This is a genomic window from Hymenobacter antarcticus (assembly GCF_039539545.1).
Classification (GTDB): Bacteria; Bacteroidota; Bacteroidia; order Cytophagales; family Hymenobacteraceae; genus Hymenobacter; species Hymenobacter antarcticus.
In genome coordinates this window covers 20,398-42,385 of sequence record NZ_BAABDI010000038.1, presented here as the reverse complement: position 1 = coordinate 42,385, position 21,988 = coordinate 20,398, and the positions used below count along the sequence as shown (strand labels likewise).

The following is a 21,988-nucleotide window of genomic DNA, read 5'->3' as shown; positions in this document are numbered from 1 at the left end:
ACTTCACCCACCACGGCCAATTTAAAGGGCAAACTGTAGTCGCGCTGACTACGCCGCACACGCGGCTCAAACTCAGTTTTCATGACATCTTTTGGGAAAGCTGTCAACCTATTTCCGGACCCGACAATCAACACAAAAAAGCCGGTGGCCGGCAGGCGAATATTGTAAGCGGAAAGGTCCAGCACGAGCAGATGGTCGGGCAGGGCGGCGAGCTCCGCCGCCGTGTAGGTCGCGGCGATGGGTACCAAATCGTGCATACTTGGTGTCGCGGACGAGCCGCGTTCCGGAGCTACCAGCCGCACCCGGACACGACCAACTAGCGAGTGCGATTGCCGATTGAACTGAAACCGAACCCTGATTTGCTGCACCACCGCCGGGAGCAGATTAGCCGCTGGCTGAAACAAAATGCCATACTGGGCACCGGGTACCAAAACGGTACCGTGGGACTTCCCGATTTTAGTGCCCAAACTGGATAGTACGGTGGGCTTGGCCGGTCGCACACTTACCTCAGATAATAAAATGGCTTCGGGCAACAGGCGAAGGGTATCCACTTGGCCCGGAGCCAAAGCGGAGCGGGTGGCCTCCAGTTCCGCGAAGCCCAAGCCGCGTAAACGGAAGTGGGCGACGGGGCCAGGCAAGCTAAATCTGCCTTGTTGGTCGGTAGCGGAACTGGTTTGCCCCCGCAAGTCAACTACGCTCACGCTGGCTAATGGCCGACTGGTAGTTGCATCTACCACAATTGCCTGATAAGCGGGGGTAGGAGGATAGGGGTAAAATAATATCAGCAGAAGGGAAATGAAATGCGCCATGAGAGTAGAATAAGATGAACGAAGTACGTCATTCCATCCATCTTAGCAACTCTTTCGGTCAGCGGCGCACCAATGCCTGGTGGCTGGGAGCCGCGAAAGCCACGCTCATCTGCACCGCGTTGCGGGCCAGGGTCCGCCCGGCTACGCCCGAGGCCTGGGTCTGATTCAGGTAGGCTAATTCTATAGTAGATAAGCGGCTGATGCGGTAGCCCAGGCCCGCGCTGGCGCGGTTTTCTTCCAGAAAGCTGGTCCCGTCGCGCCGGCCGAGGCCGGCAAATACCTCATCGGCCACCACCGCGTACACGCCGCCTACGGGTAGCGCGCCGCCTTTGCGTAGCGGTACCACCAGCCGCAGCTGGTAGCGCAGGCGCGGCGCGTAGCGAAACGCCGCGTCGGGCGTGGGGCGTAGCCACCGCACTTCGGTGCGCAGGCGGTGGCTGGCGCGCACGGGGCCGCTCACATCGGCCAGGGCCACTTCCTGGTAAAAGCGGTGCTCAGGGGCTTTGGGGCCGTCGCCGGGGCCATAGTCGTTGCCGGCCAGCACGTAGCCGGTGGTCAGGCTCAGGCTGGGGGCCAGGTGCAGCCGGAACCCCAGGCGCCCGAGCTGCTGGGCGGCCAGCTGGGCATTGCCCTGGCGGCTTTCCACTTCCGAATACAGGGTCCAGCGGCCCCGCAGGGGCACATCAGCGCTGAGCTTCAGCCAGCCCACGGGAGCTCCGCCGCCCTGGGCCCGGGCCGCGCCGGTTCCGGCCAGCAAGGTCAGCAATAGCAGCGAGGAGACGTGTTTCATACCCTCAAGTTACGTAATTGTTACCTCACATTACGTAATTGTTACCTGAATAACCCGAAAATTCCCGGTGAGTAGCCAAACTGGCCCGACCACCCGTTACTGGCCTAAGCGCTTCTTGGTCAGTTTGGTTGGAATGTGCTCCATCGGCTTGTCGGGCCAGGGGTGCCGGGGGTAGCGGCCTTTGAGGTCTTTGCGCACCTCGAAATAGCCTTTCTCCCAGAAGCTGCGCAGGTCGCGCGTCACCTGGGCCGGCCGGCCGCCGGGCGAAAGCAAGTGCAGCAGCAGCGGCACGCGGCCACCCGCCACGGTGGGCGTTTCGGTGAGGCCGAACAGTTCCTGCAGCTTCACAGCCAGCACCGGGGCGGCGGGGTCGCTGTAATCGAGGGTGATGTGCGAGCCGCTGGGCACTTCCAGTGCGGCCGGGGCCAGTCGGTCCAGCTCTTGGCGCTGGTTCCAGCCGCCGGGCAGGCGGGCCAGCAGCGGCTCCATAAGGTCGAGGCGCTGCACGTCGGCCAGCGTTTTGAGGCCGGTGAGGTGCGGGCCGAGCCAGTCGGCCAGCTCTTGGGTCAGCGTTTCATCGTCGAAGGCCGGCCAGGTCACAGCTGTTTGTGGTTCGTTATCAGTTGACAGGCTGATTTCAGAAGCCGGGAAGTGCCGCTGCAGAAATTCCAGCCGCTGTTGTAGCTGCCGGGCCCCGGCAGTCCAGTTCAGCTTGCTCAGGCCGGCCTCCTGTAAGTACGTGAGCAGGGCGCGGGCCACCAGTTCGGGATTGGGTTGGCCGATGACTTTCTCATCCAGCAGCAACGCCCCCAGACGGCGCACGCGGCGGCCGGTCACGCGCTGGGCCGTGGGGTCGTAGCGTACTTCCTCGGTAGTGGTAATCTGGTCGGCGAAGGCCAGCTCCAGCTCATCCTGGTCCAGCGGCGCGGCCAGTATGGCGCGTGGGGCCGAGGCCGTGCCCGCCAGGTGCGCCACCGCAAAAAAGGTGGCCTGCGGGTCCACATCCGTGGTATTGAGGCTCACGCGCTGGCCGGTCACGAGGCGCAGCCGGTCGGGGGTTTCACGCTGGGCCAGCCGGTCGGGGTAGGCCAAGGCGGTGAGAAGGCCAATGGGTGAATGAGTAGATGAGTGAATGGGTGAATTCGCGGTTTTGCCCAGGCGGGCGGTGAGGTTGCGGGCCACGTCGCGCACGCGCTGCAGCGTGGCGTGGTGCAGGGCCAGGCCGGGCAGGGGCGGACGGGCCGTGGCCAGGGCTTCGAGGCGCAGGCGCAGGTCGGGCGGGGCGGGGCGGGTATCGGTGGGCGAGGCCCAGCGCAGCAGGTCACGCTCCGCCAGCAGCGCCGCCAAGGAAGCCGCCGCCGCGCCGTGGCCCAGCTCCTGCCCGCGCACTACCAGGTGGCCCAGGCGAGGCGGCAGGCCCAGCGCGGCTAGTTTCCGGCCGTGGGAGGTAGGTTTTAGGGTGTTTAGGGTAGTAGGGTAGGAAGGTAGGAGGGTAGGAGTTGACTCGGACGAACCAGCGCCAACGCCCTCATACCCTCCTACCCCCTTACCCTCATCCCCTGCCACCGCTCCCAATCTCAAAAGCAGCTCCCGCGCCTGAGCAAACGCGGCGGTGGGCGGCGCATCCAGCCAACGTAAGCTGCCAGGCTCGGTCGCGCCCCACAGGGCTAGCTCCAGCGCCAGGCTGCTGAGGTCGGCAGTGTGGATTTCGGGTGGGCGGTGGGCGGGCAGGTTGTGGTGCTCGGCTTCGGTCCAGAGGCGGTAGCAGGTGCCGGGGCCGAGGCGGCCGGCGCGGCCCCGGCGCTGGTCGGCGGCGGCGCGGGCCACGGGCACGGTTTCGAGGGTAGTGAAACCGGTGCGCGGCACGAAGCGCGGCACCCGCGCAAAGCCGCCGTCAATCACCACCCGCACGCCCTCAATGGTGAGGCTGGTTTCGGCGATGCTGGTGGCGAGAATGACCTTGCGCCGGCCGGCTTTGGCGGGGCGCAACGCCGCATCCTGGGTTTCGAGCGGCAATTCGCCGTGCAGCAGGTGCAGGTCGATGTTATCGGCCAGGGAGTCCGTCAGCTTGCGGGCGCTGCGCTGTAAGTCGCCCACGCCGGGCAGGAAAACCAGGATGTCGCCCTCCGGGTGCGTGTTCAGCGCGGCCCGCACCTGGGCGGGCACCAGCTCGGCCAGCCGCTCATTGGGTTTGTTGGGTAGCGCCGAAGCCCGGCGCGGGTCGAGGTAATGGGTGTCAATCGGAAACAGAAAACCAGCCGAGGATACCACTGGCGCGGGCAGCCACTGCCCCAGCCGCTGGGCCTCCAGCGTGGCGCTCATGATGAGAATGCGCAGCTCGGGCCGCAGCACGGCTTGCGCATCCAGGGCCAGCGCCAGGCCCAAATCGGCGTTCAAACTCCGCTCATGAAATTCATCGAACACCACGGCCGCCACGCCTTCCAGCGCGGGGTCGTCCTGAATCATGCGGGTGAGAATGCCTTCGGTAATGACCTCGACGCGGGTATCCTTGCTCACCTTGCTATCAAGCCGTACGCGGTAGCCGATGGTGCGGCCCACGGGCTCGCCCAGCAGCTGGGCCAGGCGGGCGGCGGCTCCGCGCACGGCCAGCTGGCGGGGTTCCAGCACTAAGATTTTATCTTCCGGGTTACGCCATTCGGCGGCCAGCAGCTCCAGCGGTACCACGGTGGTTTTGCCCGCGCCGGGCGGGGCCTCCAGCACCACGCGGCTGTTGGTTGCTAAAGCGGCGCGTAGCGCGGGCAGTGCTGCCAGGATGGGCAGGTCGGGCAGGGACGGCAGAACAAAGGCGTTGGGCATGGGCCAAAATTACGCCGGGTGTAGCGCGGACTTTGCGAGTCCGCGCATAGTATCGTTCGGGTATCGTTCACGCGCGGACTCGCAAAGTCCACGCTACACCCGGCGCATGGGCCATAGCTCCACGCTCACGGTGTCCCCGGCATGAATCAGGGGCGTACCCGCAGGCGTGGGCAGGCCGTGGCTTTCAATCAACGTTGATTCCAGATGCAGTACCTGGGCCGTGCGCAGCGGCCAAGGCGCGTGGGCCACCCGGCCCCGGTAGAGCTTGGTTTGGGCCTTGTTGCTGGTGTAGAGGCAGTAGCGCTCGGTGAGGAAAAAAGCCAGCGAGCCGGGCTCGGCGGCCGGGAGGGGCGGGCCCAGCTTCCAGGTGGCGCGGAAGTGGGCGGGCGAAACCCCGGCGTGGGTGCGCGTGGCCGTGAACTGCCGCAGCTCCGGGCCGGGCTCGTCGAGGCGCATGGTGGCCCGCAGGTAGGGCAGGTTGAAGAACGTGCGCGCCGCCCACACGGCCAGCGGGTTGGTGGCATCGAGCGAGAAAAACCACACGCCGGGCACGCCATCCAGGTGCACGTAGGTGCGCACGTTCAACTCCAGGAATACGTTGGCTCCCGGCACCGGCGGACTGATGCGGGTACGCACTTTCGACATGCGAAACGGCACGATGGCCAGCCACGCCATGCCGTCGTGGGTGTCAATCTGGAGCCGGGGCGGCAGGTGGGGCTGCAGCAATTCGGCCGGTACCGGCCAGTGCAGAAACAGTAGCTCGTTCCAGTCCTGGCGCATGATGGGCGTGCCAGTGGGCCGCTCGCGCAGCGCCAGGCGCTGGGCCAGGGTAGGGGCAGCGACCGTGGCGGGGAGGGTGGGAGCCGGGAGGAAATCGGGCATGGGTAGAGGGTAGAATGTGGCAGCATAACAGCTGGCCCCGGCAAGTGGCTGCCGTTGTCCGCTTAATACGTCGGAAAGGCCGGGTCGACGCGGGCGGCCCAGGCGGCCACGCCGCCGCGCAGGTTCAGCACGTTGGTGTGGCCGAGGTGCTGGCGCAGGTAGGCCGTGGCGTGGGCCGAGCGCACGCCGTGGTGGCAAATCATTACCACCGGGCCCGTAACGCGGATTTCACCGGCGCGGCGCGGCACTTCATCCAGTGGCAGGAGCAGGCTGCCAGGCAGGTGGCAGTAGTCAAATTCCATCTCTTCGCGCACATCTACCAGCTGCAGGTCGTCGCCGGCTTGCAGGCGGCGGGCGAGTTCTTCGGGGGTGATTTCCAGCGGGGCGTTTTCCATTTTTGGGGGTTTATGGGGCAAATTTAGGCCCTTCCGGCTCTACCTTGCGGCTTCGTTTATTTCTGCTGAATCTGGCTGTGCATTTCCTTTCCAACTTTCTGACGGCCGCCCTGGCCGTCGTGCAAACCACCGACCCGCTCGAAGTAGCTGGCGTGGTCACGGGCATTGCCTGCGTGTGGCTGGCGGCCCGCAACTCAGTCTGGAATTTTCCGGTGGCTATCGTCAGCTGCGCCCTATACCTAGTGGTGTTTGGGCGCGCGCGGCTGTATTCTGATGCCGGCCTGCAGGTGGCCTTCATCGCGCTGGCAATTTATGGCTGGGCCGTGTGGGCGCGGGGCTCGGCGGCTACCGATGGGCCGGCGGTGCCCATCAGCCGCACGCCGGGGCGGCTGGCACTGGGGCTGGCGGGCGCAGGGCTGGTGTATGCGCTGGGGGCGGGCTTCCTGTTCGCCCACACCGATGCGGCCCTGCCGTATTGGGACAGCAGCACCACGGCCATCAGCCTGGTGGCGCAGGTACTGCTCTCGCGGCGCAATATCGAAAACTGGCTGCTATGGATTGGGGTTGATGTGGCCTACGTGGGCATGTACTGGCACCGCGAGCTGTACCTCACCAGCGGCCTCTACGTAGTGTTTTTGGGCCTGGCCGCCTATGGCTACTGGCAGTGGCGGCGCGAAATGGCCCTGGCGGCAACCACCAGTCGCTAACCTCAGACGTGGTCAGTAGTAGTATACGGATTAAATTATTTATCTGTTTATCAAGTGTTTGATTGGCAAAATTGGGCTGATACACCATATTTGCTGCCACGAGACCGTAGGCGGGCACCCGCATTGTTTTACCCGTAATGCCCCACCTGCTTCGAGCTGTATTCCTTCATTTCCCTCACTCAGCCCCACTAAGTTGCTGCGCGTTTCTCTTACCGGCCCGGAATCCACGGGCAAATCGACGTTGGCTGCCCGACTGGCGGCGCACTACGGCACGGCCTTCGCCCCCGAGTTCGCCCGCGAATACCTTGTCGATATTGGCCCGCACTACACTCCCGGCGACCTGGAGGAAATAGCCCATGGCCAGCTGGCCGCCGAAGCGGCGGCCCAGGCCCGTGCCCAGCGCATCGTGTTTTGCGACACCGACTTGCTGGTGATTAAAATCTGGTACGAGCATGCCTTTGGCAACTGTCCGGAGTGGATACTCAATTGTATCGACCAGCAGCAGTACGACCTGGTGCTGCTCATGGGCGTGGACCTGCCCTGGCAGCCCGACCCGCTCCGCGAGCACCCGCACCTGCGCCAGCAGTTCTACGACCTCTACCAGCGCGAGCTGCGGGAGCGGATGGCCAACTTTGCCGAAATCTCCGGCAACCCCGACCGGCGCTTTGCCCACGCCTGCTTTTTGATTGATGAGCTGCTGGCCGGTGTTCCCGCGCCTCCGGCCCTTCCCCGCACAACTATGCCTGCTGCGCCCACCACCCACTACACCCTGAGCACGCCGTGGTGTCGCGCCACTTTTGCCAGCCACGGAGCGGAGCTTACCAGCTTCATTACCAACGCCGACGGCCTCGAATACATCTGGCCCGGCGACCCGGCCGTGTGGGGCCGCCATGCGCCGGTGCTGTTTCCGCTGGTGGGCCGCCTGCCCGGCGATGCCTACCAGTACCAGGGCCGCGCCTATAAGCTGCCCCAGCACGGTTTTGCCCGCGACCAGCAGTTTGCCGTGCTGCGTCACACCGCCACCGAGCTGGTGTTTCGTCTCGAACACGACGAGGCCAGCCGCACGGTATTTCCGTTCGCCTTCGAGCTCACCATCACCTACACGCTGCGCGATGCGCTGCTCACCGTGCGCTGGGACGTGCGCAACCCCGCTCCTGACCAGCCGCTGCTGTTCAGTATCGGGGCGCATCCGGCGGTGCGTTGCCCGCTGCTGCCGGGCGAAGTATTTGAGGATTATTTCTTTGAATTCGACCACCCCGTGACCCTGGAGCGCCACTTGCTGCAGGGCGGCCTGCTCACGGGCCACACGGCCCCGGTGCTGAACCAGGCGGAGGAAATGCCGCTCAGCTACGAGCTGTTTGCCGACGACGCGCTGGTTTTCAAGCACTATGATTTCACCCGCCTCACGCTGCGCTCGCGTAAGTCGGAACATTACGTCCGCTTTCAGTTCGACGGCTTCCCCTACCTCGGCCTCTGGACTAAGGGCGCGGGGGCCGGCTTTGTCTGCGTCGAGCCCTGGCACGGCATCGCCAGCCCCACCGGCGAACCCGGCGAGCTCCACGACAAGGAAGGCATTCTGCGGCTGGAGCCCGGTCAGTTATTTTCGGCCAGCTACTCCATCGAAGTGGGCTGAGGCGTAGCAGGCCGCCATTGCGGGGCATCCATCACCAGCGTCACGAGCAGGGCGTGGGGCAGCGTCACGATGGAGGCTATCACCAGGGCCAGGCTGAACCAGGCGGTTTCGTCGGGTAGGCGGGCGGCCAGCAGGCGGCCCAACACCAACAGGGCCACGCAGCTAATGAGCAGCAGCGGGGCCGCTCGCCGCAGAAAAAAGGCCAGCCGCGCCAGCAATTGGACCCGGCCGGTACCTGGTTGCTGGGCTGGCCCTGCGTAGCCAAGCCAACCCGTGAGGCGCAGCACGTGCTGCAGGCTGTGCCAGAACACGAAGTACACACCCACCGACAACTTGGGCGGCAGGGCCACGAACAGGACCGCGAGAATCAGAACTTCGCTCAGCTCGGCTACTAGCAGCGGCCACTGCTGCCGGGCCGCGTACCGCGCCCACAGCACCGCGTGCCCCACTGCCACCACTGCCGCCAGGCCGGTGGCCCCGGCTGCGAACGCATCGGGCCCCACCGTGCCCGTGCCCACGAACTGGAGCAGCCCGTTCACGATGCCGGCTGTTTCGGCGGGCCACCACCAGGCGGGTACGGCAAACAGCAGCAGTCCCCGTAGCAGGCTATGCACCAGCCACCAGCCCGCCGGCACTAATGGCCCGCCCGGCGCGTCGGCCGAGCCCCAGTGCCACACCGTGAGCAACAAAAAGCCGCCCACGGTAGCTGCCGGCCAGCGCCACCAGAGCAAGCCCACTACCGCAGCCAGGCCCAGGTAGCCGGCCAGAAAACGCAGCCAGTACCGCCAGCCGCTGGCCGTGCCCCCCGGGTGGCTGGCCGGCACCACAAACTGGTCGCAGGCCCCGTGCGCCACACCCAGCACCACCATGCCCACGGCCAGCGGCACCCCCAGCAGCAGCCCGGCCCGGCCCGGAAAGGCCGCGCCCAGCCCGACCAGTGCCAGCACCGCCGCGTAGGAATAGCGCCGCTGAGACCAGTCGGAAGCCATTGCGCTAAACGAATTAGCCATAATTGAAAAAGGAAAAAAGCACTACAGGCTGAACCGCACGGCCGGGGCAGTGAAATTCAGCCTGTAGGCCGGGGGTTGGGTGGCGGGCAAACTTGCCCGCCACCAAGTCGGAAACTGGGGCAGCCGAGCGGCTGCCCTAGTCCAAAGCTAGACTACCGAAATGGCGCTGGCCGGGGCAATCTTGACCGCCGACTCGCTGCGGGCAATGCCGTATACTACCAGGCCAAAGCCAATCTTGTTGATAGCGTCACCGATGTTGTAAATCAGGTCGAGGTCGGAGGGGCGAAGCAGGCCCGCGCCGTCGGGCCCGAGCAGGCCGCCGGGCATAGCCATGTAGCCGATTGGATAAATGGCCCAACCCACCAGAATAAACCACGCCAACGCACGAACGCCTTTCTGCACGGCCACTGAGTCGGACTTAGCTGCCAGTTGAGCCACTTCACCAACCCAGGCCGAGTACACAATGTACGCGTAGCCAACCGAGGAGAGCGTGCCCCACAAAACCGAGTGGCCCATGGTACCGTCGCCGAAGGCTTCGCCAATGTAACCAAACACCAGCATCACGACTGCCGCCAGCACCAGTTTCCACAACAGGGAAACCTTGGCTCCGGCTGCGCGCACCAGCAGGTAGAACTCCACCACCATCAGCGGTACCGTCAGCGTCCAGTCAATGTAGCGTAGGGCGATGGGGGTGGTTTTGGACATGATGTAGAAATCGCGCATGTAGTAGTAGTGTACCGCTGCAATGCCCGTAATCATTCCCGAAATCAACAGGGAAGTTTTCCACTTGTCGGCAACGGTGCTGCGCTCAAACAAGAAGAATACGGCCGCTGCTGCCATGGCCATGTATCCGATGAAGAAGGTGAATGCCACCGGGTCGTCTACCGGAATTGTTAGAACTCCAAAGAAAGAATTTTGCATGTGAAAAAAAATTAAGGGTTGAACGATAGGTCAAATGTATTACCAAAATGATATTTTGGTGTCTACTGTTTAAGATATTCATCAAAAAAAGTCAACAAATCTGTTCTGCATGACCTTACGTTCTCTGTATGAGTAGCCTAAGTCCTGCGGTTGGAGCGTAATTTATCGCCGAGGCAGGCGGGTTGCACCATTGGCCATGGCTGCTAAACGCTTCGTAGGGGCCAACCCAAGTCCTGGCCCCTGGCCTTGAGGTAGTGACGTAGCCCGCCGTCGGCGGTTTTATCGCCCCAAACAAACGGCTTGCACCGTCTTTCGATAGCCGTAAAAACGGCCTTCAGCATTCGGGTGTGGTGCGGGCAGAGAACCTAGCCCGCTTCTCCTACACGCCGACATGAGGTTTATTATATTCTGGCTCCCAGTCGTTGATGGGCCGCGAGATACCGGGCGGCAGGTCGAGGTCGGGCAGGCCGGGGTCGTGGGGTTCGCCCCCATCGTCGTCGCCGGTGGGTGGCGGGGGCGGGGGCAGTACCCGGCGGCGACGCGGCAGCACGAGCACAAACACGAAAAAGGCGCAAAGAGCAAGGGCGTAGACTAAGCTGGACATGGCGAGCGGGCTGATACGATATTGACCTGCGGCGGCAGGTCACGGGCCCGGCGTTGTGTCGGGCGACGTCCCTAAATTAACTGACAGTCAGCAAACCGCCAAGGTAATTGGTTTGTTGCGCCGGCCGCCGGCCCGGCTCTGATTCAGAAAGAAGGGCTGTAATGGCTCCGCCGCCCTACCTTTGTGCCATGTTTAGGGGTGCTGATGTTGTGCACGACATCGGCTGAGATGATACCCATCGAACCTGAACCGGGTAATGCCGGCGAAGGGAATAAACAATCCGCGGACGTTTCCGCTGCCGCTCCGACCCCTGGGGCGACGGCGCGTTCCATTTTTTACCCACTACTTTTTTGAAAACTGTACTCCTCGCGGGGGCGGCGCTGTGTGCGCTGGCCGCTGCGCCGGCATGGGCACAAGGCCCCGTGCCGGCCGATACGGCCATTGCCCGCCGCATTGTCACGCCCGAAGCTCTCGTAACGGCCTCCCGTGCCAACGACCGCACGGCCACGGCCTACACCAACCTAAGCAAGCAGGACCTGGCCAAGCGCAATTTCGGCCAGGATTTGCCCTATCTGCTCGACCAAACGCCTTCGGTAGTGGTGACCTCCGACGCCGGAGCGGGCGTGGGCTACACCGATATCCGCATCCGGGGCACGAGCAATACGGGCATCAACATGACCATCAACGGCGTGCCGCTGAACGACCCCGAGTCGCGCGGCGCGTTCCTGATTAACCTGCCCGATTTGGCTTCGTCCATCAATTCGCTGCAAATTCAGCGGGGCGTGGGCACCAGCCAGAACGGCGGCGCGGCCTTCGGGGCCAGCCTCAACGTGAGCACCCTCGATAACCGCCGCGAGGCCTACGCCGAAACCCAGAACACCTACGGCTCCTACCAGACCTGGAAAAACAACGTGTCGTTCGGCACCGGCCTTATCAATGGGCACTTCACCGTCGATGGGCGCTTGTCGCGCATTGTCTCCGATGGCTACATGAACCGGGCGGCGTCCGATTTGAAGTCGTACTACTTCGCCGCCGGCTATCAGGCCAAGAACACGCTGCTGAAGTTCATCACCTTCGCGGGCCGCGAAAAAACCTATCAGGCCTGGAATGGCGTGCCCGAGCCGGCCCTCACCGGCAACCGCGCCCAGCTCCAGACCTACATCGACAACGGCGAGCTGAGCGAAGCCGATGCCGCCCGCGTACTCCAGGAAGGCCGCCGCTACAGCTACTACACCTACGGCAACCAGACCGATAACTACCAGCAGAACCACTACCAGCTGCACCTCTCGCAGGGCCTGGGCCAAAGCTGGAACCTGGCCGCGGCCCTGCATCTCACGCGCGGCTTCGGCTACTACGAGAGCTACCGCGCCCGCCGCAAATTCGCGGACTACGGCCTCAATAACGTGGTTATCGGTGGCCAGACCATTACCCGGACTAATCTGGTTGACCGCAAGTGGCTCGACAACAACTTCTACGGTGGCACGCTGGCCCTGAACTACCAGCCCGCCGACGGCAAGCTGCAAGCCACCCTCGGCGGAGCCTGGAACCGCTACGACGGCGACCATTACGGCGAAATCATCTGGGCGCAGTACGCCTCCAATAGCCAGCTCGGCCAGCGGTACTACTTCAACAACGCCGTGAAAACCGACTACAACGCCTACGCCCGCGCTACCTGGCAGGTACTGGATAAGCTGGGCATCTACGGCGACGTGCAGGTGCGCCACATCAACTACACTATTGATGGGCTGGAGGCCGGCCGCCGGGACGTGACCACCCGCGCCAGCTATACCTTCTTCAATCCCAAGGCCGGGGCCACGCTCAGCCTGGGCCAGGGCCAGCAGCTCTACGGCAGCTTTGCGGTGGGCCAGCGCGAGCCCGTGCGTTCCGATTTCACCGACCGCCCCGTGGGCGACCAGTCGGCCCGCGCCGAGCGCCTCGAAGATTTCGAAGGCGGCTACCGCCTCAACCGGCCCGAGCTCACCTTCTTGGGCCCCCGCACCGCCGTGCGCTTCGAAGCCAATGGCTTCTACATGAGCTACCGCAACCAGCTGGTAGCCACCGGCCAGCTCAACGACGTGGGTACCGCCCTGCGCACCAATGCGCCCCGCAGCTACCGGCGCGGGGTGGAGCTGTCGGGCTTCGTGTCGGCCGATGACCGTATCAGCCTCAGCACCACCCTCACCCTGAGCCAGAATCGCATTCTGGATTACCAGAACGTCACCTACGATGCCAATTACGCGCCGGTCATCGATGTGCGGGCCCGCACCACGACCATCTCCTACTCGCCGGCGGTCGTATCGGCCCACACCCTCGAAGGCCAGCCGCTGAAGGGCCTGCGCGTGGCCCTGCTGCTCAAAACCGTGAGCCGGCAGTACCTCGACAACTCGCAGAACGAGAACCGTAGCATCAACCCCTACCAGACGCTCGATTTCCGCCTGCGCTACGCCCTGCACCCGGTCTTCATGAAAGAAATTGAGCTGGGCCTGCTCGTCAACAACGTCCTCAACCGTGAGTACGTGGCCAACGGCTATACCTATAGCTACGTCGGGGCCAGCGGCAACCAGGAAACCTTCAACTGGTTCTACCCACAGGCGACGCGCAACTATCTGGCCTCGGTGGGGCTGAAATTCTAACGGCAAGCGTCTGTCATTGCGAGGAGGCACGCCGAGGCAACCTGCTCTATTTTCAGCAAACAACCCTTTCTTCAAGCAAAAAGCCCCGACACTGCACAGTGTCGGGGCTTTTTGCTTGAAGAAAGGGTCTGGTATTGTCAGGATAGATTGTTCCGGCTTCGCCTCGTGACGCTGGGCACGAAACGCCTCAAATAATCAGGCGCACGCCGCCCAGCTCTGATATCTGGTACGGGAACCGGTCGCCGGGCGAGCCGATGAACATGAAGTTCTTGGGGATGCACCACCTCTCCGACAGTTCCTCAATCAATTCCGGGCCGAACTGACCTTCCATGGTCACAAAATCGACTTCAATCTTTTCGTAAGCCCGGTCCAGCACCCGGATATCGTTAAGTAGCTCCTCGGGGTATTTCTCGCCCTCTTTAAGCAGGGTCACAATTTTGAGGCGGTTGGTAAATTCGTTTTCCACCACGTAGGCCATCACCTTGTTGAGGTTGGCCACGTTGTCGCCCTTGGTGAAAAACACAAACTCCTGCTTGGCCAGCTCGCGCATCTGGCGTCGCACCAGGAGGCGGCCCAGACGCGACGCTCGCGGCAGGTGCCGGGCCAGCGAATCGGCCGCCGACAGCAGCAGGTTGAGGATGGCCACGCGGTTGAGCATGATGTATATCAGGGCCATGGCCGGCAAGAAGTATTGCAGGAATACAATCAGGTATTCGGGGTGAATCTTGATATTGCCGAACAAGGCCACCAGTACACCCACCAGGGCGAGCGTGACCGTGGTAATGCCCGCGTACACCGGCCGCGGCAGGTTGGGCCGCTTGCCCTTCAGGAGGAAGTTGCCAAGGGCGAAAAACGCCATTACCGATAGAAAGGAAATGGTGTACACGCCCGCTAGTGGCCCCAACTGCCCGTTGGTAATCAGCAAAACCGACACGCACAGCAGGAAAAAGGTGATGAGGATGACGTAGTTGCTGCCGCGCCCGTTTTCCCTGAGGAAGAACTGCGGCAGGATGCGGTCGAGCGTCATGCGCTTCATCAGGCCGCTCACGCCCACGAAGGAGGTGAGCACGGCACCGCTGAGCACGGCCACGGCATTCACCGAGATGACGACCCCCAGCCAGGGCCCGCCCGCGACGGTGCCCATGTGCGAGAGCAGGGTTTCGGTGTGCTGGCCCACTTCGGCCAGCGGCAGCACCGCGATGGCCAGAAACGCAATGAGCGGATTGAACACCGTGACCACCACCCACATGTTGCGCAGGGTTTTTTGAAAAACGCCCCGGGCCTGCTCCTCCACAAAGTTGGCCGAGCTCTCGAACCCCGAAATGCCCAGCATGGCCGCGCTAAACCCAAAAAACAGCGCGTTGACGACACTGCCGCCCTTCACCGGCATCTGAAAGTTGAGGGTCAGATTATCGAAGCCATTGTTGAACAAGTACCACGTCGTGACGCCCACCAGCAGCGTGAGCGAGGCCAGGTGCGTGATGAAAATGACGACCGCGACAATAGCCGATTCGGACATGCCCAGAATGGTAAGGGCCAGAAACAGCGCCAGCAGCCCCATGGTGGCCGGAATAATGGGCAGCCCGTGCCAGAGCGTGTGCAGGTAGTGCATGGCCTCGTTGGCCGAAAGCACGGCCGTGGCCATGTAGGAAAGAATGGTGAGGCAGGCGGCCAGCGCGGCGTTGCGCTTGCTGGTCGTGTTGAGCAGCACGTTGTAGGCGCCGCCATTCAGGGGCAGGGCGCCCACCACTTCCCCGTAGATTTTGCGGAATAGAAACAGCACCGCGCCCACCACCAGCAGCGCTAGCCACGCATATTGTCCGGCGTAAGAAATGGCCAGGGCCGAAACGTAGAGGCAGGACGAGGAAATGTCGTTGCCGCAGATGGCGGTGGCTTCCAGTTCGTTTAGTTTTTTAGCGTGGCTCATGGGGGCCTTGATTAAGGCAATAGTTGAAGAAAGCCTGTTCTACGGCGAAGCGGGCATTTTGGGGCAGCAAGAAGCGGAATTATTGAGTAGTAGCGCGGGTGCGATGCTGCAAATCCAGCCGACTGCCACGAACTGCGGCCTCGGTCAGCTTGTTATCTTTGTCGAAACTCCCACCCTCAATCCCGCCCTATGTCTTCCGAAGCTGACGTACTCTCCCCCGAAGCCAAAGCCCACACCGCCCAAAAAGGCAGCACCAACGCCAACGGCTTCACCGATTATTTCGACCTCGACGGCCTGCTGACCGAGGAGCACCTGCTCATCCGTCAGAGTATCCGCGACTTTGTTAAAAAGGAAATCAGCCCCAACATCGAGAAATGGGCGCAGGATGCGCATTTCCCGTCAGAAATCGTTAAGAAGTTTGGCGATGTGGGCGCTTTCGGTCCCACCGTGCCGCAGGAATACGGCGGCGGCGGGCTCGACTATATCAGCTACGGCCTGATTATGCAGGAAATTGAGCGCGGCGATTCCGGCATGCGCTCCACTGCCTCGGTGCAGGGCTCGCTAGTAATGTTCCCCATCTATGCCTACGGCTCCGAAGAACAGCGCATGAAGTTCCTGCCCAAGCTGGCCAGCGGCGAGTGGCTCGGCTGCTTCGGCCTCACGGAGCCCGACCATGGCTCGAACCCCGGCGGCATGACCACCAACATCAAGGACATGGGCGACCATTACCTGCTGAACGGGGCCAAAATGTGGATTTCGAACTCGCCCGAGTGCCAGGTGGCCGTTGTCTGGGCCAAAAACGAGCAGGGCCGCATCAAGGGCGTCATCGTGGAGCGCGGCATGGAAGGCTTCTCAACGCCCGAAATCCACAACAAGTGGAGCCTGCGCGCCAGCACCACCGGCGAGCTGGTGTTTGAGGACGTGAAAATCCCCAAAGAGAACATCCTGCCCAACATCGATGGATTGCGCGGTCCGCTCTCCTGCCTCGATTCGGCCCGCTTCGGCATTGCCTGGGGCGCCATCGGCGCGGCTATCGACTGCTACGAGTCGGCGCTGAAATACTCGCTCCAGCGCGAGCAGTTCGGCCAGCCCATCGGCGGCTTCCAGCTCCAGCAGAAGAAGCTGGCCGAGATGATTACCGAAATCACCAAGGCCCAGCTCATGGTGTGGCGCCTGGGCGTGCTCAAAAACGAAGGCAAAGCCACCAGCTCCCAAATCAGCATGGCCAAGCGCAACAGCGTGGAGATGGCCCTGCACGTGGCCCGCGAAGCCCGCCAGATTCACGGCGGCATGGGCATCACGGGCGAGTACCCCATCATGCGCCACATGATGAACCTGGAATCGGTGGTGACGTACGAGGGCACCCACGATATTCACCTGCTCATTACGGGGGCGGATATCACGGGGATTCAGGCGTTTAAGTAGGGGCTTGTCATTGAATAACAAAAAAGGCCGTCCAATTGCAGGATGGCCTTTTTCGTTATTGTTTTTCAAGTAGGTAAGTGTTTTTAATTCTGCTATTTGCTTCAGTTGAAGTAATATGAGCTACACGCCACCCAATTCTATGAAGCTCATTTGGCTTATTCAGAACTGACTTGTCTAAGTCGTCCCGAGTTAAGTCAACGTTATTGATGTTAAATCCTTTGCCTTTTATTTTTGTCTCCATTTGTTGTCCATCCGGGGTGATGGTGAGCATTGTTGGGTCAGGTAACACGAGAGTAGAAATAACCATCATATATCCCGCTGGCTCGGCCGTAGCCTTTGGGTAAAACGCCCACGAGCCAGCCACGGCCAGCGCTAACGCTGCGGAGAGAAATATTCTTTTCATGTGTTTTGAGGAAATAGGAAGGTGGATACCGGCGCAACTTACTTTATGGGGACTACATGCAGGTACCGGGCACAACGTCAATCCCGCCGCCCATACCGTAATTTGGCTCCATGATGAAAGTCGTCCCTGCTACCGAACCCCTCGTGCTGCTCGAATGCCTCGTGGCCGGCACCTCGCACCGCCCCAACCTGGAGAAATACGAGCCCAAGCTGAAAATTGGCCAGGCCCTGCAGCTCAGCCGCGAAGTGGATAACCACTACGACGACTGGGCCGTGCAGGTGCATACCGCCCCCGCTACCGACCCGGCCAACGTCTGGCTCGGCTACCTGCCCGAGGGCCGCAACGAAACCGTGGCCCGCCTGCTCGACGCCGGCAAGCACCTCTCGGCCCGCCTCAACCACAAATCCTGGGAAACCGACTGGCTGCACCTCGATATTGAGGTGCTGCTGCACGAGTAGCAGAACGTCATGCCGAGCGTAGCCGAGGCATCTTGCGTGTTGCACTAATCCAATCGTTGAACGAGGCGAGCGAGATGCCTTGGCTGCGCTCGGCACGACGTTCTTTTTACCGTTCAAAGGAGCTTTTTTGCTTCCAAAGCAGTTACTCAATAGCTTAGCAACAAGCGACCAATCATTTTAGTATTATCATTATGCGCGAAGCCTTTCTCACCGGCGACAACGAGCACTTCGATGCCACCGACAAGGACATTGACAAAGCCCTCCGCCCGCTGTCGTTCGACGATTTTACGGGCCAGGAAAAGATTCTGGAGAATCTGAAAGTCTTCGTGGCCGCTGCCAAGATGCGCGGCGATGCCTTGGACCACGTCCTGCTGCACGGCCCTCCCGGCTTGGGCAAAACCACCCTCTCGCACATCATCGCCAACGAGCTGGGCTCGGGCATCAAGATGACCAGCGGCCCGGTGCTCGACAAGCCTTCCGACCTGGCCGGCCTGCTCACCAACCTGGAGCCGCACGACGTGCTGTTCATCGACGAAATTCACCGCCTCAACCCCGTGGTAGAAGAGTACCTGTACTCGGCGATGGAGGATTACCGCATCGACATCATGCTCGATTCAGGCCCGAACGCCCGCTCGGTGCAGATTTCGCTGTCGCCTTTCACCCTCGTGGGCGCTACCACGCGCTCGGGCATGCTCACGGCCCCGCTGCGGGCCCGCTTCGGCATCTCAGCCCGCCTCGAATACTATGATTCCAAGCTGCTGACTACCATTGTGCTGCGCTCGGCCGAGATTCTGGGCACGCCCATTCACGACGATGCGGCCTTCGAAATTGCCCGCCGCTCGCGCGGTACCCCGCGCATTGCCAACAACCTGCTGCGCCGCACCCGCGATTTCGCCCAAATCAAGGGCGACGGTACCATCACGGTCGAAATCGCCCAGTTTGCCCTCAATGCCCTCGATGTGGACGCCCGCGGCCTTGACGATATGGACAAGCGCATCCTCACCACGATTATCGATAAGTTCAAGGGTGGTCCGGTGGGCATCAGCACCATTGCCACGGCTTGCGGCGAGGAAGGCGAAACCATCGAGGAAGTGTACGAGCCGTTCCTGATTCAGGAAGGCTACATCAAGCGTACCTCGCGCGGGCGGGAGGCAACGGAGGCCGCTTACCAGCACCTGGGGCGGTTGCTGCCCCAGAATATGCGGGGTAACAACGGCAGCTTGTTTGATGAGATAACGTCGTAGAGCGTATACCGTGGACTCTGCGAGTCCGCGTGTGGGTCGTTCAACCGCGCGGACTCGCAGAGTCCACGGTACATCCAACGGAACGCGCCGCCCCTAGCGGCGCGTTTCCTGTTTATTTGTATCTCAGTTTTCCCAGTTGCCCATGCTTCCCCAGTCCCAATGGGCTCCCTACATCAAGCGCCGCGCGGCGGAGCTCGGCTTTATGGCCTGCGGTATTTCGAAGGCGGAATTTCTGGAGGAGGAAGCCCCGCGCCTCGAAACCTGGCTCACGAAGCGCATGAACGGGAAGATGGGCTACATGGAAAACCACTTCGACAAGCGCCTCGACCCACGCCTGCTGGTGGACGGGGCCAAATCGGTGATTTCGCTGCTGCTCAACTACTACCCCGCGCCCGATACCCAGCAGCCCGACGATACCCTCAAAATCAGCAAGTACGCTTACGGGCGCGACTACCACTTCGTCATTAAAGACAAGCTGAAGACGCTGCTGGCCGATATGGAGGCCGAAATCGGGGCCATCGGCGGGCGCTGCTTCGTCGACTCCGCGCCGGTACTGGATAAGGCCTGGGCCAAGAAATCGGGCCTGGGCTGGGTGGGTAAGAATTCGAACCTCATCACGCCCGGCAGCGGCTCGTTCTACTTCATCGCCGAGCTGATTGTGGACGTGGAGCTGCCCGCCGATGGCCCCATCCGGGACTATTGCGGCACCTGCACCAAGTGCGTGGATGCCTGCCCGACCCAGGCCATCACCGAGCCCTACGTGGTCGACGGCAGCAAGTGCATCAGCTACTTCACCATCGAGCTCAAGGACCAGATTCCGACCGAAGTGGCCGGGCAGTTCGGCAACTGGGTGTTCGGCTGCGACATCTGCCAGGACGTGTGCCCCTGGAACCGCTTCAGCAAGCCGCACAACGAGCCGCAGTTCGACCCCGCGCCCGGCCTGAAGGACCTGACACCCGGCGACTGGCGCGAAATCACCCACGAATTATTTACGGAGCTGTTCCGCCAGTCGGCCGTGAAGCGCACTGGCTACGAGGGACTGAAGCGGAACATCAAGTTTGTGACAGGACTGTAGAACCTGCTTTAGCTTGTTCTGACTTCGCAAGTCGTTCGACGACGAACAAGCTGAAGCATGTGCTACTGGGCTACTACGCGCCCAGGCTGAGTTCACCAAATACCCGTTTCAGCACTTTGCGGTAGATGCGGGCAAACTGCTGGTAGCACCAGTTGCGGAAATCCGGCACCTCGGTTGGTACCAGCATTTTGAGGGATTTGCGGAGTTCTTTTTCGAACAGCACTTTGTTAAAACTGACCTTTAGCAGAATCATTTTCACGTAGTCTAGCATTGGAAAGGGTGTTAGGAACAGTGAAAAAACAGCGAGATAGAAGCGCGGTATTATGGGTAGGTTTGCCGGACAGCGCCATATGAAAGATACGAAATAGTCTCGGGGCTTCGCAAGTACCTGACCCGACTGGTAGCTGCCTGGGTGCCCCAACACGCAAAAAGAGCGGCCTGGGCCACTCTTTTTGTGCGAAAAGCCAGAATCTTATACCCACTTGCCGGGCCGCTACCTCTGCTTATAACTGTTTCGGATGCACCGGGAAGGAAACCCGCGAGTACCCGGAACGGCTTTTACTGACCAGGAAATAGTTATATAAACAGGTTCAAAGCAGCCTGCGCGATGGCGCTGTTCACGGGCTCATCGAATGCCTCAGGCAGGGCTGAATCGTGAATAGCGGTATTATCGCGGATTAGCAGAAACTCGCTGAATACGATGGGCTTGCCCGGTGTCAGGTATTGCACGATGTTTTCTTCGCCGCCGGTAGCAGCCGTAGTGAGCACCTGGGCCGCCGCTGGCCGGGCAATCACGGCATCGGCATCGCTGGGCCAGGTTGCTACCACGGCCCCGCGGCCTTGGCGCAGGCCGCGCACGTGCGCCGAGTGCTGGGCCTCCACGGCGTGCAGGCGGAGCACGGCATTGGTAAGCTGGGCATCGTTGACGATGGCGAAGGCGTGGGTTTTGTAGAGGCGCACGCCCAGGTCTTCCAACTGCTGGGCCAGGGCCAGAAAGGCGTCGTAGTTGCTCAGTACACCGGGAAACAGTTCCGGATTGGCAGCTACCCCGCGCCGACCGCTGAAATCGAACGTCGGCAGGGCGGGCACCAGCGAGCCGGCCGTCTGTAATGCCTGGGTCAGAAAGGCGACGTGCTGTTCCTGATGGGTGCGCAGGCGCTGGAAGTCGGGCGTTTGCGCGGCGGGGATGAGGCCCGGAGCCGCCAGCGCCCGGGCATAAAGGGCCAGCTGAAGCCGTTCGAGCAGCAAAAGCTGGGTCAGGGCATCGTAAGCGGTGTCCTTGGTGCTGGCCGCGGCGGGCAGCGCGGCGGCCAAGGGTAGGGCCGCCATCGCGGCGCGGCCCAGGTGCTGAAGCAGGGCCCGCCGGGGCGCGGCCGCCGAAGCCGGAGCCGCGGCCAGTTGGTCGAGAAGGGAAATCAGCTTCATACGGGAAGTGGCAGATTGCCAGCAGAAATAACGTAAGGCGCGAAGAAGGGGGCCAGCACGGCCAGCGTTTCGAGGGGTGTTTTGGTGCGGAGCTGGCCCGCGAACAAGCCGGTGGTGAACACCGCATCGTCGGCCGCGAAGGAGCCCGGCGTGCGCAGGTCGCGCAGCGTGGCCGCGTGCCGGGCGTGTACCGACGACATTTTGAGCAGCAGCGTGCGGGGAAGCAGGGCGGCAGGGCTTAGCAAGGGCAGTACCGTGGGGTAAGCAGCCGCTGCCAGGTCAGCCAGCTGCTGCGCGGCGGCCAGGGCGCCGGCCCGGGTAGTGAGGGTGAGCGAGGCCAGCGAAAACGCGAAATCAGCGGGCAGCAGGGCTGCCGCGCCGGTGGGGTCGATGATGCGACGGAGCAGCTCGCGGTTGATGACCGCATGGTCGCGCAGGTCGGTGAACACGGCCCGGTCGGTGGCGGTGAAATCGGTGGGGGGTGTATCGGCTACTTTCTGGAAGACGGTGGCTTGGGCAATCGCCAGCAGGTAGGCGAAGAAAAACAGCCCCGCGTCGGTGGTGGGCAGCGTCAGCAGGAAAGGGTCCACCTTCACCGGCTCCGGTGGGTCGGTGGTGCAGCCGGCCGCTACCAGGGCCACCGTAGCGGCCGTAGCCGCCGAAACCCGCAAAAACCCGCGTCGCCCCAGCGACTGTTCCCGCCAGGCGGGCAATAATTTGTGGTCAGACATCCGTAAGTTAATCAAGCCAGCCTGCTTGCCCCGTACGTCGGGGCGCGGCCAATACAAAGGTACTCGTTGCCCATCCATTGGTTGCAAAGCCCTAAAAAA

20 protein-coding genes and 1 riboswitch are annotated in these 21,988 nt (G+C 62.2%); of the genes, 7 read left to right on the top strand and 13 right to left on the bottom strand.

Features of this window, described 5'->3' with window-relative positions:
* From ABD819_RS19370 to ABD819_RS19350, 5 genes are all read right to left on the bottom strand, one after another.
* Positions 1-809 (bottom strand): peptidase associated/transthyretin-like domain-containing protein (locus ABD819_RS19370; protein WP_345127083.1); only part of this gene is annotated, 809 nt, incomplete at its 3' end.
* A 58-nt stretch (positions 810-867) separates the two neighbouring features.
* A complete protein-coding gene (locus tag ABD819_RS19365) occupies positions 868-1,599 on the bottom strand; it encodes a DUF2490 domain-containing protein (protein ID WP_345127082.1) in 732 nt (243 codons plus the stop codon).
* 96 nt (positions 1,600-1,695) lie between these two features.
* Complete coding sequence (gene hrpB, locus ABD819_RS19360; protein ID WP_345127081.1) at positions 1,696-4,416, bottom strand: ATP-dependent helicase HrpB; 2,721 nt, start codon at positions 4,414-4,416, stop codon at positions 1,696-1,698.
* Positions 4,417-4,509: 93 nt separating this feature from the next.
* A complete protein-coding gene (locus ABD819_RS19355; protein WP_345127080.1) occupies positions 4,510-5,298 on the bottom strand; it encodes a YqjF family protein in 789 nt (262 codons plus the stop codon).
* A 62-nt stretch (positions 5,299-5,360) separates the two neighbouring features.
* Positions 5,361-5,693: a rhodanese-like domain-containing protein gene (locus ABD819_RS19350; RefSeq protein ID WP_345127079.1), complete on the bottom strand. Its 333-nt coding sequence runs from the start codon at positions 5,691-5,693 to the stop codon at positions 5,361-5,363.
* A gap of 77 nt (positions 5,694-5,770) precedes the next feature.
* Here ABD819_RS19350 and pnuC point away from each other — a divergent pair, with 77 nt between their 5' ends.
* Together pnuC and ABD819_RS19340 are read left to right on the top strand one after the other, a co-directional pair.
* Positions 5,771-6,400 carry a nicotinamide riboside transporter PnuC gene (gene pnuC / locus ABD819_RS19345; protein WP_345127078.1) on the top strand — a complete coding sequence of 210 codons (630 nt, stop codon included), beginning with the start codon at positions 5,771-5,773 and terminating at the stop codon, positions 6,398-6,400.
* A 193-nt stretch (positions 6,401-6,593) separates the two neighbouring features.
* Positions 6,594-8,033, top strand: a complete 1,440-nt coding sequence (locus tag ABD819_RS19340) for an aldose epimerase family protein (protein ID WP_345127077.1) — start codon at positions 6,594-6,596, stop codon at positions 8,031-8,033.
* Here the strand turns inward: ABD819_RS19340 and ABD819_RS19335 are convergent.
* From ABD819_RS19335 to ABD819_RS19325, 3 genes are all read right to left on the bottom strand, one after another.
* Positions 8,012-9,043, bottom strand: coding sequence for a Brp/Blh family beta-carotene 15,15'-dioxygenase (locus ABD819_RS19335; protein ID WP_345127076.1), 1,032 nt, complete (start codon positions 9,041-9,043; stop codon positions 8,012-8,014). The two genes, ABD819_RS19340 and ABD819_RS19335, sit on opposite strands and share 22 nt — an antisense overlap.
* Positions 9,044-9,190: 147 nt before the next feature.
* Complete coding sequence (locus ABD819_RS19330; RefSeq protein WP_345127075.1) at positions 9,191-9,964, bottom strand: bacteriorhodopsin; 774 nt, start codon at positions 9,962-9,964, stop codon at positions 9,191-9,193.
* Between the two features lie 379 nt (positions 9,965-10,343).
* On the bottom strand, positions 10,344-10,568 hold the full coding sequence (locus ABD819_RS19325; RefSeq protein ID WP_345127073.1) for a hypothetical protein: 225 nt from the start codon (positions 10,566-10,568) through the stop codon (positions 10,344-10,346).
* Positions 10,569-10,752: 184 nt separating this feature from the next.
* Positions 10,753-10,858, top strand: a riboswitch (TPP riboswitch).
* A gap of 60 nt (positions 10,859-10,918) precedes the next feature.
* Between ABD819_RS19325 and ABD819_RS19320 the strand changes: the two genes are divergently transcribed.
* Positions 10,919-13,201 carry a TonB-dependent receptor gene (locus ABD819_RS19320; protein ID WP_345127072.1) on the top strand — a complete coding sequence of 761 codons (2,283 nt, stop codon included), beginning with the start codon at positions 10,919-10,921 and terminating at the stop codon, positions 13,199-13,201.
* 187 nt (positions 13,202-13,388) lie between these two features.
* On the opposite strand, the gene ABD819_RS19315 is transcribed toward ABD819_RS19320, so the two are convergent.
* The gene (locus tag ABD819_RS19315; protein WP_345127071.1) at positions 13,389-15,128 is read right to left on the bottom strand and encodes an APC family permease; all 1,740 of its coding nucleotides are present in this window, start codon (positions 15,126-15,128) and stop codon (positions 13,389-13,391) included.
* Between the two features lie 189 nt (positions 15,129-15,317).
* Here ABD819_RS19315 and ABD819_RS19310 point away from each other — a divergent pair, with 189 nt between their 5' ends.
* Positions 15,318-16,553, top strand: a complete 1,236-nt coding sequence (locus ABD819_RS19310; RefSeq protein WP_345127070.1) for an acyl-CoA dehydrogenase family protein — start codon at positions 15,318-15,320, stop codon at positions 16,551-16,553.
* Positions 16,554-16,608: 55 nt separating this feature from the next.
* Here the strand turns inward: ABD819_RS19310 and ABD819_RS19305 are convergent, their stop codons facing one another.
* A complete protein-coding gene (locus tag ABD819_RS19305; protein WP_345127069.1) occupies positions 16,609-16,956 on the bottom strand; it encodes a hypothetical protein in 348 nt (115 codons plus the stop codon).
* Between the two features lie 110 nt (positions 16,957-17,066).
* Here ABD819_RS19305 and ABD819_RS19300 point away from each other — a divergent pair, with 110 nt between their 5' ends.
* The 3 genes from ABD819_RS19300 to queG all read left to right on the top strand — a co-directional run bounded on the left by ABD819_RS19300 (position 17,067) and on the right by queG (position 19,733).
* On the top strand, positions 17,067-17,414 hold the full coding sequence (locus ABD819_RS19300) for an HIRAN domain-containing protein (RefSeq protein ID WP_345127067.1): 348 nt from the start codon (positions 17,067-17,069) through the stop codon (positions 17,412-17,414).
* 191 nt (positions 17,415-17,605) lie between these two features.
* On the top strand, positions 17,606-18,658 hold the full coding sequence (ruvB, locus tag ABD819_RS19295) for a Holliday junction branch migration DNA helicase RuvB (RefSeq protein ID WP_345127065.1): 1,053 nt from the start codon (positions 17,606-17,608) through the stop codon (positions 18,656-18,658).
* A gap of 142 nt (positions 18,659-18,800) precedes the next feature.
* Positions 18,801-19,733 (top strand): tRNA epoxyqueuosine(34) reductase QueG, encoded by a 933-nt coding sequence (gene queG, locus ABD819_RS19290; protein ID WP_345127064.1) that lies wholly within the window; start codon positions 18,801-18,803, stop codon positions 19,731-19,733.
* Positions 19,734-19,806: 73 nt separating this feature from the next.
* Here queG and ABD819_RS19285 read toward each other — a convergent pair whose 3' ends face one another.
* The 3 genes from ABD819_RS19285 to ABD819_RS19275 form a co-directional block, all read right to left on the bottom strand.
* Positions 19,807-20,004, bottom strand: a complete 198-nt coding sequence (locus ABD819_RS19285) for a hypothetical protein (protein ID WP_345127063.1) — start codon at positions 20,002-20,004, stop codon at positions 19,807-19,809.
* A gap of 305 nt (positions 20,005-20,309) precedes the next feature.
* The gene (locus ABD819_RS19280; RefSeq protein ID WP_345127061.1) at positions 20,310-21,158 is read right to left on the bottom strand and encodes a ferritin-like domain-containing protein; all 849 of its coding nucleotides are present in this window, start codon (positions 21,156-21,158) and stop codon (positions 20,310-20,312) included.
* Positions 21,155-21,889: a ferritin-like domain-containing protein gene (locus tag ABD819_RS19275; RefSeq protein ID WP_345127059.1), complete on the bottom strand. Its 735-nt coding sequence runs from the start codon at positions 21,887-21,889 to the stop codon at positions 21,155-21,157. Before ABD819_RS19275 ends, ABD819_RS19280 begins: the two co-directional genes overlap by 4 nt.
* Positions 21,890-21,988: the final 99 nt, after the last annotated feature.

Coding starts and splice junctions, on each gene's coding strand:
- ABD819_RS19330 (WP_345127075.1), bottom strand. CDS start 9,964: ATGCAAAATTCTTTCTTTGGAGTTCTAACAATTCCGGTAGACGACCCG.
- ABD819_RS19315 (WP_345127071.1), bottom strand. CDS start 15,128: ATGAGCCACGCTAAAAAACTAAACGAACTGGAAGCCACCGCCATCTGC.
- ABD819_RS19275 (WP_345127059.1), bottom strand. CDS start 21,889: ATGTCTGACCACAAATTATTGCCCGCCTGGCGGGAACAGTCGCTGGGG.
- ABD819_RS19350 (WP_345127079.1), bottom strand. CDS start 5,693: ATGGAAAACGCCCCGCTGGAAATCACCCCCGAAGAACTCGCCCGCCGC.
- queG (WP_345127064.1), top strand. CDS start 18,801: ATGCTTCCCCAGTCCCAATGGGCTCCCTACATCAAGCGCCGCGCGGCG.
- hrpB (WP_345127081.1), bottom strand. CDS start 4,416: ATGCCCAACGCCTTTGTTCTGCCGTCCCTGCCCGACCTGCCCATCCTG.
- ABD819_RS19325 (WP_345127073.1), bottom strand. CDS start 10,568: ATGTCCAGCTTAGTCTACGCCCTTGCTCTTTGCGCCTTTTTCGTGTTT.
- ABD819_RS19310 (WP_345127070.1), top strand. CDS start 15,318: ATGTCTTCCGAAGCTGACGTACTCTCCCCCGAAGCCAAAGCCCACACC.
- ABD819_RS19280 (WP_345127061.1), bottom strand. CDS start 21,158: ATGAAGCTGATTTCCCTTCTCGACCAACTGGCCGCGGCTCCGGCTTCG.
- ABD819_RS19285 (WP_345127063.1), bottom strand. CDS start 20,004: ATGCTAGACTACGTGAAAATGATTCTGCTAAAGGTCAGTTTTAACAAA.
- ruvB (WP_345127065.1), top strand. CDS start 17,606: ATGCGCGAAGCCTTTCTCACCGGCGACAACGAGCACTTCGATGCCACC.
- ABD819_RS19355 (WP_345127080.1), bottom strand. CDS start 5,298: ATGCCCGATTTCCTCCCGGCTCCCACCCTCCCCGCCACGGTCGCTGCC.
- ABD819_RS19300 (WP_345127067.1), top strand. CDS start 17,067: ATGATGAAAGTCGTCCCTGCTACCGAACCCCTCGTGCTGCTCGAATGC.
- ABD819_RS19365 (WP_345127082.1), bottom strand. CDS start 1,599: ATGAAACACGTCTCCTCGCTGCTATTGCTGACCTTGCTGGCCGGAACC.
- ABD819_RS19305 (WP_345127069.1), bottom strand. CDS start 16,956: ATGAAAAGAATATTTCTCTCCGCAGCGTTAGCGCTGGCCGTGGCTGGC.
- ABD819_RS19335 (WP_345127076.1), bottom strand. CDS start 9,043: ATGGCTAATTCGTTTAGCGCAATGGCTTCCGACTGGTCTCAGCGGCGC.